We start from the raw sequence: 12,695 nt of genomic DNA on the forward strand, positions 1-12,695 counted from the left end.
GCTCATGGTTCAGCGGTGGCCGCGGTACCAGCGGATCAGGGCGTCGGTGGACGAATCCGATTGCGGCTGTGGATCTTCCGCCGCGGTCAGCAGCGGTTCCAGTGCGAGGGCCTGCTGCTTGCCCAGCTCCACGCCCCACTGATCGAAACTGTCGATGCCCCAGACGGTTCCCTCCACGAACACCTGATGTTCGTACAGGGCGATCAGCTGGCCGACCACCGAGGGGGTGAGCTGTTCGGCGAGAATCGCTGTGCTGGGCCGGTTTCCGGGCATGACCTTGTGCGGGACGATCCTCGGATCGGTACCCTCGGCCGCGATCTCCTCGGCGGTCTTGCCGAAGGCGAGCACCTTGGTCTGCGCGAACAGGTTGCTCATCAGGATGTCGTGCATGCTGCCCGTGCCGTCGCGCGTGGCCAAATCGTCGGTGGGGCGGGCGAATCCGATGAAATCCGCCGGGATCAGCCGGGTGCCCTGATGTAGGAGCTGGTAGAAGGCGTGCTGGCCGTTGGTGCCCGGTTCGCCCCAGAAGATCTCGCCGGTCGAGGTGGTGACCGGGGTGCCGTCGGCGCGCACCGATTTGCCGTTGGATTCCATCGTCAGCTGCTGCAGATAGGCCGGGAAGCGAGCCAGATCGTTCGAATACGGCAGCACCACACGGGATTCCGCGCGGAAGAAGTTCGAGTACCAGACTCCGAGCAGACCGAGCAGTACGGGCGCGTTCTCGGCCAGCGGCGCGGTGCGGAAGTGTTCGTCGACGGCGTGCATACCGGCGAGGAATTCCGCGAAGCGCTCCTTGCCGATGGTGGCCATGACCGATAGGCCGATCGCCGAATCCACCGAGTAGCGGCCGCCTACCCAATCCCAGAAGCCGAACATATTGGCGGTGTCGATGCCGAAGTCCGAGACGCGTTCGGCATTGGTGGACACGGCGACGAAGTGTTTGGCCACGGCCTCCTCGCCCAGCGCGGCGACCAGCCAGCGGCGCGCGGCGGTGGCGTTGGTGAGCGTTTCGAGGGTGGAAAACGTCTTGGACGCAACGATGAACAGGGTGCTGGCCGGGTCCAGGCCGTCGAGTTTCGCGGTCAGATCGGCGGGGTCGATATTGGAGACGAAGCGCGCCGAGACGCCCGCGTCGGCATAGTGCCGCAGGGCCTGATGCACCATGACCGGACCCAGATCCGAGCCGCCGATGCCGATATTCACCACCGTCGCGATCCGCTCGCCGGTGGCGCCGCGCCATCGGCCCGAGCGCAGCGCGTCGGTGAACTCGCCCATTCGCCGCAGCACCTCGTGCACCTCGGCGCCCGCGTCCGCGCCGTCGATGGTCGAGGACCGATCCGCGGGCAGGCGCAGGGCCACATGGCCGACCGCGCGATCCTCCGAGGTATTGATGTGCTCGCCGCCGAACATGGCATCGCGCCGACCCGCGATATCGGCCGCCTCCGCCAGTTGCACCAGCAGATCGAGGGTTTCCCGCGTGATCCGATGCTTGCTGTAGTCGATCCGCAGATCCGCGACCTCGACGATCAACTCGCGCCCGCGCTCGGGATCCTCGGCGAACAGATCACGAAGATGCCGGTCGGCAACCGCCGAATGGTGATCCCGCAGTTTCCGCCAGGCCGCCGTCGCGGTGATGTCGCTGCTCACGTACGCCGAGATTACAGACCGTTTCGTGTGGGCGCAGGTGATGTCGCTGGCTGTATCGGTTGGCCGGGATTACAGACCGTTCGGAAGTCGTTTCGGTCTCGCGGTGATTGTCGCCACCCCTGCGCGGGGGACCGGCCTAGGGTGGAAGCCATGGTGTCCGAAAGTGAACTTCTCGCGTCCGTACCCACGCAGCTCTGGATCGGTGGGCCGGTGGATGCCACCGGCGGAGCCACCTTCCCGGTCGAGAATCCGGCCACCGGCGAGCCGCTCACGCACGTCGCCGACGCCTCGCCCGAGGATGCCGTGCGCGCCCTCGACGCGGCCGTGGCGGCGCAGGACGCGTGGGCCGCGACGCCCGCCCGCGAACGCGGCGAGATCCTGCGCGCGGTCTACGAGCGCATCATCGCGCGCACCGAGGATTTCGCACTGCTGATGACCCTGGAGATGGGTAAGGCGCTGCCGGAGAGTCGCAACGAGGTGCGCTACGGCGCGGAATTCTTCCGCTGGTTCAGCGAGGAGGCCGTGCGCATCCACGGCCGCTATCAGACCGCGCCCACCGGCGCCGGCCGGATCATCGTGCACAAGCAGCCGGTCGGCCCGTGTTTGGCCATCACGCCCTGGAACTTCCCGCTGGCCATGGGCACCCGCAAGATCGGCCCGGCCCTGGCCGCGGGCTGCACCATGATCGTCAAACCCGCCTCGGCCACCCCGCTGACCATGCTGCTGCTGGCGCAGCTGTGCAGCGAGGCCGGACTGCCCGACGGCGTGCTGTCGGTCATCACCAGCAGCCATTCGGGCGCGGTCACCGAACCGCTGCTCAACGACTCCCGGCTGCGCAAACTCACCTTCACGGGATCGACCGGCGTCGGCAAGAAGCTGGTCGAGAAGTCGGCGAACAAACTGCTGCGCACCTCCATGGAACTCGGCGGCAACGCCCCCTTCGTGGTCTTCGACGATGCCGATATCGACGAGGCCGTCAAGGGCGCGATGCTCGCCAAACTCCGCAACGGCGGCGAGGCCTGCACCGCGGCCAACCGCTTCCACGTGCACAACTCGGTGCGCGAGGAGTTCATCGAGAAGTTCGCCGCCGCCATGAGCGAGGTCAAACTCGGCGCGGGCGCCGATCCGGAGACCACCCTCGGGCCCTTGATCAACGAGGAACAGCTGACCACCGTCTCCGAACTGGTCGACGACGCCGTATCCAAGGGCGCCCAGGTCCGCCTCGGCGGCAAGGCTCCCGGCGGCCCCGGCTACTACTACCCGGCCACCCTGCTGTCCGATGTGCCCGAGGGCGCGCGCATCCTGAGCGAGGAGGTCTTCGGCCCCGTCGCCCCCGTCATCGGCTTCGATACCGAGGAACAGGGCCTGGCCGCCGCCAACGACACCGAATTCGGTTTGGTCGCATACATTTACACCCGCGACCTGAACCGCGCCCTGCGCGTCGCCGAGGGCCTGGAAAGCGGCATGGTGGGCGTCAACCGAGGCGTCATCTCCGATCCGGCCGCCCCCTTCGGCGGCGTCAAGGAATCCGGCTTCGGCCGCGAGGGCGGCTTCGAGGGCATCGAGGAGTATCTGTCCACGAAGTACATTGCCCTGCAGTAGCAGCGCGTCGTGATGGGGCCCGGGTTCCGGGCCCCATCACGACCGGAGCTCAAATCTGCTCGTCCAAGGCGGCGTCGATCTCCCTTTCGGACGCGGGCCTGACATCGAGAGCACCCGCTACTCGCCCGAGATTGATCTTCAGCCCCAGCACATCTCTGCCGATTCGATACACGGTCTCGCCGTAACCCGCTTCGACATCGTCGACCTTATGGCGCAATCGGTCCATCCGGCTCTCCAGAATCTCGACTCGATGTTCGATGGTCTCCCTCGCCATGACTTCCCCCAATCGTGTTGAGGCCCCCTGGAACTGGACCGTGGTGAACGTCGGCCACAGTACCCACGGCCACCGACAGGATCGATCCCGCACGCGTGTCGCCACGCGGACACAAAGCGACCGCCCCGGGGCGACATCACCCGGGGCGGCCTGGGGTCGCGGGCTCGGTGGAACGCCGCGGTGGTGGTCTAGTGGCCGAGGCGGCCGCGGCCGAGGCGGAGCAGCAGCATGGCGAGGGTATGGCCCTCCTGGCCCAGTTCGCTGAAACGCTCCAGCACCTTCATCTCGCGGGAGTGGACCAGGCGGGGGCCACCGTTGGCCATCCGGGTGCGGCCGATCATTCTCGAGATCTCGGTGCGCCGCTTGATGGCGGCCAGGATCTCGGCGTCGAGCCGATCGATTTCCTTACGGAGCTTGTCGATTTCCGCCTCGCTGCTGGGCAGGGCGGAATCGGACCCGGTCGCGGTCGTAGAGGTGTTCATACTTGTGCTCTCCTCGTGTCAGAACTTCGATCGGCAGGCGGCCCCGACCCGTTACCGATCGGTTCTTTCACCGTGAATCAGACCCGGTGAGCCTTTCATTGTCCCCCGTCGATTGTGCGCTCAGGTGCACGATCGGCAACCACATATGCCAGTGGCTGCTCGAACAGCAGAGGTCGCGTGAGCGCTGGTCATGTGGCCAGTCTGCCACGGGCCCAGAGCGAAGCAAAACAGTTTCGGATGAGAGGCCGCTGAGAATGCACTGGAACTACATGCGTGTCGGTGCCCGCCGGTAGCGTGGATGGGCGATGGATACGACGGTGGCTGACAAGACGCGGAGCGGGCGCGCACACAACAGGGATCGAGACGGCAACGCGGCGGCCGAGGGCCTGCTCGACGGCCTGAATCCGCAACAGCGGGCGGCGGTGCTGCATACCGGTACCCCGCTGCTGATCGTGGCGGGCGCGGGTTCGGGCAAGACGGCGGTGCTGACCCGCCGCATCGCCTATCTGCTGGCCGCCCGCGGCGTCAGCCCGGGCCAGATTCTGGCCATCACCTTCACCAACAAGGCCGCCGCCGAGATGCGCGAGCGGGTCGCCGGTCTGGTGGGCCCGCGCGCGGCGAGTATGTGGGTGTCGACCTTCCACTCCAGCTGCGTCCGCATCCTGCGCACCCAGGCCGGTCTGGTGCCGGGCCTGAACTCCAACTTCTCCATCTACGACGCCGACGATTCCCGGCGCCTGCTGGCCATGATCGGGCGCGATCTGGATCTGGACGCCAAGAAGTACTCCCCGCGCCTGCTGGCCACCGCCATCTCGAATCTCAAGAACGAGCTCATCGATCCCGAAACCGCCTCGGCCGACGCGGAATCCGACGAGAGCGAACTGCCCCGCATCGTCGCGCAGGTCTACACGGAGTACCAGCGGCGGCTACGCGCGGCCAATGCCCTGGACTTCGACGATCTGATCGGTGAGACGGTCGCGCTGTTGCAGAACCACCCCCAGGTCGCCGAGTACTACCGCCGCCGCTTCCGCCACGTCCTGGTCGACGAGTACCAGGACACCAACCATGCCCAGTACGTTCTGGTGCGCGAGCTGGTCGGCCATCACGTGGGCCTCGACGACGCCGATGCGGGCGCGGCCGCCGCCGATCCGGATTTCGTCCCGACCCAGCGCGCCGACGCGGTGCCGCCGAGCGAATTGTGCGTGGTCGGCGACGCCGATCAGTCCATCTACGCCTTCCGCGGCGCCACCATCCGCAATATCGAGGAATTCGAGCGCGACTTCCCGGACGCGGAAATCATTCTGCTGGAGCAGAATTACCGTTCGACCCAGCACATCCTCTCCGCCGCCAATTCGCTCATCTCGCGCAACGAGGGGCGACGGGAGAAGAAGCTGTGGACCGATGCGGGCGACGGCGATCTGATCGTGGGCTACGTCGCCGACAACGAGCACGACGAGGCCTCGTTCGTGGCCCGGGAGATCGACCGGCTGGTCGACCAGGGCGACTACAACTACAGCGATGTCGCGGTGTTCTACCGTACCAACAACAACTCCCGCGCCCTGGAGGAAATCTTCATCCGAATGGGCCTGCCGTACAAGGTGGTCGGCGGGGTGCGCTTCTACGAGCGCAAGGAAGTTCGCGATATCGTCGCCTATCTGCGGGTGCTGGAGAATCCGGACGACGCGGTGAGCCTGCGACGCATCCTCAACACCCCGCGCCGCGGCATCGGCGACCGCGCCGAGGCGTGTGTGGCCGTACACGCCGAACAGCGCGGCACCGGTTTCGCGCAGGCGCTGCGTGAGGCCGCCGACGGCAAGGTGGCGCTGCTGAACACCCGCGCGCAACGGGCGATCGCGGGCTTCCTGGATCTGCTCGACGAGATTCGCGCCGCCGGTGAGCAGGACGATGTCGAATTCCCGGATGTCGGCTCGGTGGTCGAGGCGGTGCTGGACAAGACCGGCTACCGCATGGAGCTGGAGAACTCCGACGATCCGCAGGACGGCGCGCGGCTGGACAACCTCAACGAATTGGTCAGCGTCGCCCGGGAATTCAGTTCCGAGGCGCGCAACAGCGTGGAGGCCGCCCGCGCCGAGGGCCTGCTGCCCGAGGCCGGTGAGGGCGAACCGGATCCGGGTTCGCTCGCGGCCTTCCTGGAGCGGGTGTCGCTGGTCGCCGATACCGATCAGATTCCCGACGAGGGCACCGGGGTGGTCACGATGATGACCCTGCACACCGCGAAGGGGCTGGAGTTCCCGGTCGTATTCGTCACCGGCTGGGAGGACGGGCAGTTCCCGCATATGCGCGCGCTCGGCGATCCCGCCGAACTGGCCGAGGAGCGTCGCCTGGCCTATGTCGGCCTCACCCGCGCGCGGCGGCGGCTGTATCTCACCCGCGCGGTGGTCCGCTCGGGCTGGGGTCAGCCGGTATCCAATCCGGAATCCCGCTTCCTCCAGGAGATCCCGGGTCATCTCGTCGACTGGCAGCGGCTCGAGCCCGCGCATTCGCCGCAGGCGCGCGGTTTCCGGCGCCGCGGTGAGGACGAGGGGCTGGAACGGGATTGGACCCGCGGCGACGGCTGGTCGGATCAGCGGCCCGGTCTGCGCGAGCGCGGCGGCCCCCGCAGGCCCGCCCCCGCCGCCGCCGGTAAACGCAACAACACCGATCTGGTACTGGCCGTGGGCGATCGGGTCAGCGACGACAAGTACGGCCTCGGCCGGGTGATCGCCGCGGAGGGCTTCGGCTCGCTCGCCACGGTGACCATCGACTTCGGCACGGCCGGGAAAATTCGCTTGATTCCGCAGTACAGCCGGACTTTGGTGAAGCTGTAACACGGGCGCGGCCGCGGATCGGCGGGGCGCCTGTCCTGCCGACGAGCGGAACGAGGTGATGACCACCATGGCGCTGACCGCCCGCGTCGCCGCGACGGCGGATGTCCCGGGGCTGTGCGCGATGATGGCCGAGTTCAACCTCCTCGAGGGCATCGAGTGGACCCGCGAGACCGGTGAGTCGGGCGTGCGCAGGCTCATCGCGGATCGCGACCTGGGCGTGATCGGCCTACTGTCCGAAAGTGACCACATCACGGGCTATTTCGTCGTGACGTGGGGCTACGACCTGGAATGGAACGGCCGCGACGCCTATCTCACCGAGCTCTACCTGATCCCGCAGGCACGCGGCCGCGGATTGGGCAGGGTCGCACTGGAACACGCCGAGCGATTCGCCCGCCGCCATGACGTCCGCGCCCTGCATTTGATGGTGCGACAGGACAATCTCGCGGCCGTGCGGCTGTACAAGCGCGCGGGCTATGCGATTCCGCCGCGAGTGTTCATGTCCAAGCCGCTGTAGCGCCGACCGGCGTCGCACTGGACCGTCCCGCAGGCCCTACTCGGTCGACGACACCGGGCCGATGCCTAGCGCGGGCTCGCCTACGACTTCCGTGCGCGGCCTTCGAAACTCGCCGCGAGAGTCAGTCGCGCTCGGGTCCCAGCGAAATACCGCGCGAGGCCAGCCAGGGCAGCGGGTCGATCTTGTCGACGCCGTTGAGCCACACCTCGAAATGGCAGTGCGGACCGGTGGAGAAGCCGCGGTTGCCGACGGTGGCGATCTGATCGCCCGCCATGACCCGCTGACCCACCGAGACGACGGCGGTGTCGACGTGGCCGTAGACGGTGATGGTGCCGTCGTCGTGCTTGAGCCGCACCCACATGCCGAAGCCGGAGGCCGGGCCCGCGTCGAGAACGGTGCCGTCCTCGACCGCGTAGATCGGGGTGCCGATAGGGGCCGCGATATCGACGCCGAGATGCTGGACGCCCCAGCGACTTCCGAAACCGGAGGTGAAGGTGCCGTTGGCGAATTTGGTGAACAGCGGCCGCAGCTTGGCGGCCTCCTGCGCGGCGAGTTCGGCCGCGAACTGCTGGCCGTGCTGCAGGATGTCCTGGAACTGGCTCATATCGGCCACCGGCGCCACATTGAGCACCTGCGGCGTCTGCGATCCGGCGGTGTCGGTGCTGACCGCCTGCGCGGCGATTTCGTGCACCTGGCCCGCGGCCTCGTAATCGGCGGTGGCCGTATGCGGCTGGCTGCCGGACTGCATTCCGGCCTGTCCGGCGGCGACCACCGCGCCCGCGGCGACGGCGACCACGGCCGCCCGGCCCTTGAGCGCGGCCGGGGGAGCGGGCATCCGATGCGCACCGGAGCGACGGACGCCGAACCTGTTGGAACGGCCCGCCACACCATCGGTGCGGGAGTTCTTGTGCGGCCAGGCATCTCCGAGTCGCGCGATATCGAACGGCTCGGCGTCCTCGGCCGGATAGTCGAAGTCGTCGTGCTGATCGCCGGACTCCTGCGAGTCCCAGGCATCCCAGCCGGAGTCCTGGCCCGCACCCCACTGGTCGTGCTGCTGCCAGGCGTCGTACTGCTCGGTTTGCTGCGCACCGGCGTACCCGAAATGCGCTTGATTGCCGAAGGATTCGCTCTCGGGCCGATAGCGTCCGGCCGACTGAGCGCGGGAACCGTATTGAAAGACGCCGCTGCTCATCGAACGAATTCCGGTTTCGAACGGAACCGGTTGGTCGACAAGTCGCCTGCGGAGCGGCCCTCTACCTGCGGAGCGCTGTGCTGCAACAAGTCTGCCGTCCTCCTAGTCCCTGACCCCAGTCGTAACCGTGCTGTGACATCGACCGCATCGACGGTAACGAAACGATTGCAGGTCGGCAAGCGCTGCGGTCGATCTGCGACCACATGTGAGATTCATCACGCTAGCAGCGGGGAATAGCGATGTGTGCTGGGGGTAACCAGCGCCGGTTCTTCTACGACGATTTGTCGTATAAATCCCGTCGCGCCCGCTCACCTGCCGCACGGTAGAAACCTACTCGCGAGTAGGCTTGGCCAGGCGTTTTGCGGATGCGGATGCAGCGCCGTGACCTGCGCCACTTAGGCTGTATGCGGCTGATTTCGCGTCCATGTGACTGATTAGAGTCCGACCCGACCCGCCTCCGACGACGGGCCGCCAACAGAAGTCGTTGTCACCACAACGCAGACGAGACGGTGAGTACATGGATCTCTTCGAATATCAGGCGAAGGAACTCTTCGTGAAGCACGGAGTGCCTTCGTCGGAAGGCCGGGTCACCGACTCGGCCGAGGAAGCCCGTGCGATCGCGGCCGAGATCGGCAAGCCTGTGATGGTCAAGTCTCAGGTCAAGGTCGGCGGACGCGGCAAGGCTGGTGGCGTCAAGTACGCCGCCACCCCGGACGACGCATTCACCCACGCCTCCAACATCCTCGGCCTGGACATCAAGGGCCACATCACGAAGAAGATCCTGGTCGCCGAGGCCAAGGACATCGCGGCCGAGTACTACATCTCCTTCCTGCTGGACCGGGCCAACCGGACCTACCTGGCCATGTGCTCGGTCGAGGGCGGTATGGAGATCGAAGAGGTCGCCGCCACCAAGCCGGATCGGCTCGCCAAGGTTCCGGTCGACGCGGTCAAGGGCGTCGATCTCGCGTTCGCCCGCTCGATCGCCGAGCAGGGCCATCTGCCCGCCGACATTCTCGACGCCGCCGCGGTGACCATCCAGAAGCTCTGGGAGGTGTTCATCGCCGAGGACGCCACCCTGGTCGAGGTCAACCCGCTGGTCCGCACCCCGGACAACGAGATCCTGGCCCTGGACGGCAAGGTCACCCTGGACGAGAACGCCGAGTTCCGCCACCCCGACCACGCGGCCTTCGCGGATATCGACGCGACCGATCCGCTCGAGCTCAAGGCCAAGCAGAACGACCTCAACTACGTCAAGCTCGACGGCGAGGTCGGCATCATCGGCAACGGCGCCGGTCTGGTCATGTCGACCCTGGACGTCGTCGCCTACGCCGGTGAGAACCACGGCGGCGTGAAGCCCGCGAACTTCCTCGACATCGGCGGCGGCGCCTCGGCCGAGGTGATGGCCAACGGTCTCGACGTCATCCTGGGCGACGACCAGGTCAAGAGCGTTTTTGTGAACGTGTTCGGCGGCATCACCGCCTGTGACGCCGTGGCGAACGGCATCGTGAAAGCCCTGGAGATCCTGGGCGATTCGGCGGCCAAGCCGCTGGTGGTCCGGCTCGACGGCAACCGCGTCGAAGAGGGCCGCAAGATTCTGGCCGACGCCAACCACCCCCTGGTGACGCTGGCGCAGACAATGGACGAAGGCGCCGACAAGGCCGCCGAGCTGGCTGCGGCCAAGTAAAGGACGAACGAGAAATGTCTATTTTCCTGAACAAGGATTCCAAGGTCATCGTCCAGGGCATCACCGGCGGTGAGGGCACCAAGCACACCGCGCTGATGCTCAAGGCCGGCACCCAGGTCGTCGGCGGCGTCAATGCCCGCAAGGCCGGCACCACCGTCTCGCACACCGCCAAGGACGGCTCGGCCGTCGAGCTGCCGGTGTTCGGCACGGTCGCCGAGGCCATCAAGGAGACCGGCGCCGACGTCTCGATCATCTTCGTGCCGCCGAAGTTCGCCAAGGACGCCATCATCGAGGCCATCGACGCGGAGATCCCGCTGCTGGTGGTCATCACCGAGGGCATCCCGGTGCAGGACACCGCCTACGCGTGGGCCTACAACGTGGAGAAGGGCAACAAGACCCGCATCATCGGCCCGAACTGCCCCGGCATCATCACCCCGGGCGAGGCGCTGGTGGGCATCACCCCGGCCAACATCACCGGCAAGGGCCCGGTCGGCCTGGTGTCCAAGTCCGGCACCCTGACCTACCAGATGATGTACGAGCTGCGCGACTTCGGCTTCTCCACCTCGATCGGCATCGGCGGCGACCCGGTCATCGGCACCACCCACATCGATGCCATCGAGGCGTTCGAGAAGGATCCGGAGACCAAGCTGATCGTGATGATCGGCGAGATCGGCGGCGACGCCGAGGAGCGGGCCGCGGCCTACATCAAGGCCAACGTGACCAAGCCGGTCGTCGGCTACGTCGCGGGCTTCACCGCGCCCGAGGGCAAGACCATGGGTCACGCCGGTGCGATCGTGTCCGGTTCGTCGGGCACCGCGCAGGCCAAGAAGGACGCGCTCGAGGCCGCGGGCGTCAAGGTCGGCAAGACGCCGTCCGAGACCGCCGCGCTGGCCCGCGAGATCCTCGAAAAGGCCGCCGTCAACGCCTGATTCCGGCGAAAAGCATGCCGGAACCATAGGTGTGTGGCCTGCCGATACGAATGAAGGCCGCCTCCCGCATCGGGGGCGGCCTTCGCCGTGCGTGCCGCGGCCGGATCCGTCGGGGGCAGGTCCGACGGAACTACCTCACGGCGCCGGGAACAAGTGGCAAAGACCCAGCGTGCGCACGAGCATGCAGAAACATTCCGACAGATCCATGGGCTACCTCCGATCCTCTCGTCGAACAACACGATTCGGCGGTTCGCCCGGTTCAGCGCGATCGCGCGACCGTGACCGGATCGCCCGAGTGCAGTAGCGTCAAGAGGGCATCCAGCCGTGTAGACCATGAAGGACTCGATAGGAGACGACGCCATGTCTTACCCGACCGGGGGCTCCGGGTACAACGCTCCCCAACAGCCGCCCTCGTCCGCGCCCAGCTTCGGCCAGCAGCCGTCGAGCGGTACCGGTGCTGCATCGACGGCCGGTGAATCGAGTGCCAAGGGACTGCCGTTCTATCTGACCGTCGGTGTCGCCGCGTTAGGCGTCATCAACTTCCTACTCGGCTTCACCTCCTACGCGACCTTCAAGCCGGGTGACGGCTCGGGGCTGGGGCTGCGGATCCCGGAGCAGACCGCCTCCTTCTTCAAGGCTGGCGGCATCACGCCGCTGCTGGCGCTGCTGCTGCTCGGCGGCCTGCTCGCTGGACTTTCGCTGCTGCCCAAGCAGAACTGGGTCGGCGCGGGTGCCGCCGCGGCGGGCGCCGGATTCCTCGGCCTGCTGTTCCAGTCGTTCACCCTCGGTGAGGGTTACAGCCTCGCGTGGGGTGCGTGGGTGGTGCTGTTCCTCGGTCTGGTGCAGACCGCGGCCGGTGTGGTCGCGGTGCTGTTCGAGGGCGGCATCCTGACCCCGCCCGCGCCGAAACCGGCTGCGCCGCAGGGCTTCGGCGGTCCGGGCGGCTACGGCCAGCAGCAGTCCTACGGACAGAGCCAGCCCGGTCAGCAGCAGGGACAGTTCGGCCAGACCCCGCAGGGCTACGGTCAGCAGCAGTACGGTCAGCAGCAGCCCGCCTACGGTCAGCAGGCCGGACAGCAGTCCGCTTACGGCCAGTACGGTCAGCAGCCGTCCTACGGCCAGCCGGGTCAGCAGCAGTACGGCCAGCAGCAGTACGGTCAGACCCCGCAGTACGGGCAGACCCAGCAGCCGTCCTACGGCCAGGGCGCGCAGCAGGCCTACGGCGCCTCGCAGCAGCGGCCGCAGCCCGCGACCGGCGCCGAAGAGGCCGCCACGCAGCACTTCGGCGCGGCGCAGAGCGGGCAGCAGTACGGCGGCTCGGCCTACGGCCAGCCCGCCCAGTCGAGTTCGAGTCAGAGCGCCCAGGCCAACCCGTTCGGCGGCGAGCAGACCGCCAATCCGGCCGCTGATGCCACCAAGGCGTTCCGTCCGGAGGACGACAAGCAGTAGAACCACTCCGATCGTCGGCGAGCCGGGCTTCGAGCGGCGCGCCTGACTCGCCGACGCGCGGAAACCTGCCACGCTGAATTCCCATGGGCACGCA

Annotated in this window: 10 protein-coding genes; 6 read left to right on the forward strand and 4 right to left on the reverse strand. The window is 67.3% G+C overall.

The features are described 5' to 3' along the window. Window positions 1–9: 9 nt before the first annotated feature. A complete protein-coding gene (pgi, locus tag NP4_RS07720) occupies window positions 10–1,647 on the reverse strand; it encodes a glucose-6-phosphate isomerase (RefSeq protein ID WP_067994139.1) in 1,638 nt (545 codons plus the stop codon). A gap of 150 nt (window positions 1,648–1,797) precedes the next feature. Between pgi and NP4_RS07725 the strand changes: the two genes are divergently transcribed. Then, window positions 1,798–3,249 carry an NAD-dependent succinate-semialdehyde dehydrogenase gene (locus NP4_RS07725; protein ID WP_067994141.1) on the forward strand — a complete coding sequence of 484 codons (1,452 nt, stop codon included), beginning with the start codon at window positions 1,798–1,800 and terminating at the stop codon, window positions 3,247–3,249. A 49-nt stretch (window positions 3,250–3,298) separates the two neighbouring features. Here NP4_RS07725 and NP4_RS07730 read toward each other — a convergent pair whose 3' ends face one another. Further along, window positions 3,299–3,523 (reverse strand): hypothetical protein, encoded by a 225-nt coding sequence (locus NP4_RS07730; protein ID WP_067994144.1) that lies wholly within the window; start codon window positions 3,521–3,523, stop codon window positions 3,299–3,301. A 188-nt stretch (window positions 3,524–3,711) separates the two neighbouring features. After that, a complete protein-coding gene (locus NP4_RS07735; protein ID WP_062509230.1) occupies window positions 3,712–4,005 on the reverse strand; it encodes a chorismate mutase in 294 nt (97 codons plus the stop codon). A gap of 305 nt (window positions 4,006–4,310) precedes the next feature. On the opposite strand from NP4_RS07735, the gene pcrA reads away from it, so the two are divergent. Both pcrA and NP4_RS07745 read left to right on the forward strand, forming a co-directional pair. Further along, window positions 4,311–6,833 carry a DNA helicase PcrA gene (pcrA, locus tag NP4_RS07740; protein ID WP_082875652.1) on the forward strand — a complete coding sequence of 841 codons (2,523 nt, stop codon included), beginning with the start codon at window positions 4,311–4,313 and terminating at the stop codon, window positions 6,831–6,833. A gap of 58 nt (window positions 6,834–6,891) precedes the next feature. Beyond that, window positions 6,892–7,347, forward strand: a complete 456-nt coding sequence (locus NP4_RS07745; RefSeq protein WP_147287930.1) for a GNAT family N-acetyltransferase — start codon at window positions 6,892–6,894, stop codon at window positions 7,345–7,347. Window positions 7,348–7,468: 121 nt separating this feature from the next. On the opposite strand, the gene NP4_RS07750 is transcribed toward NP4_RS07745, so the two are convergent. Continuing rightward, on the reverse strand, window positions 7,469–8,539 hold the full coding sequence (locus tag NP4_RS07750) for a M23 family metallopeptidase (protein WP_067994151.1): 1,071 nt from the start codon (window positions 8,537–8,539) through the stop codon (window positions 7,469–7,471). Between the two features lie 517 nt (window positions 8,540–9,056). Here NP4_RS07750 and sucC point away from each other — a divergent pair. The 3 genes from sucC to NP4_RS07765 all read left to right on the forward strand — a co-directional run bounded on the left by sucC (window position 9,057) and on the right by NP4_RS07765 (window position 12,601). Continuing rightward, complete coding sequence (sucC, locus tag NP4_RS07755) at window positions 9,057–10,223, forward strand: ADP-forming succinate--CoA ligase subunit beta (protein WP_067994153.1); 1,167 nt, start codon at window positions 9,057–9,059, stop codon at window positions 10,221–10,223. A gap of 14 nt (window positions 10,224–10,237) precedes the next feature. Continuing rightward, window positions 10,238–11,152, forward strand: coding sequence for a succinate--CoA ligase subunit alpha (gene sucD / locus NP4_RS07760; RefSeq protein ID WP_067994157.1), 915 nt, complete (start codon window positions 10,238–10,240; stop codon window positions 11,150–11,152). A 360-nt stretch (window positions 11,153–11,512) separates the two neighbouring features. After that, a complete protein-coding gene (locus NP4_RS07765; protein ID WP_067994160.1) occupies window positions 11,513–12,601 on the forward strand; it encodes a DUF5336 domain-containing protein in 1,089 nt (362 codons plus the stop codon). Window positions 12,602–12,695 lie beyond the last annotated feature (94 nt).

The sequence above is a fragment of the Nocardia pseudobrasiliensis NBRC 108224 genome (assembly GCF_001613105.1).
Classification (GTDB): Bacteria; Actinomycetota; Actinomycetes; order Mycobacteriales; family Mycobacteriaceae; genus Nocardia; species Nocardia pseudobrasiliensis.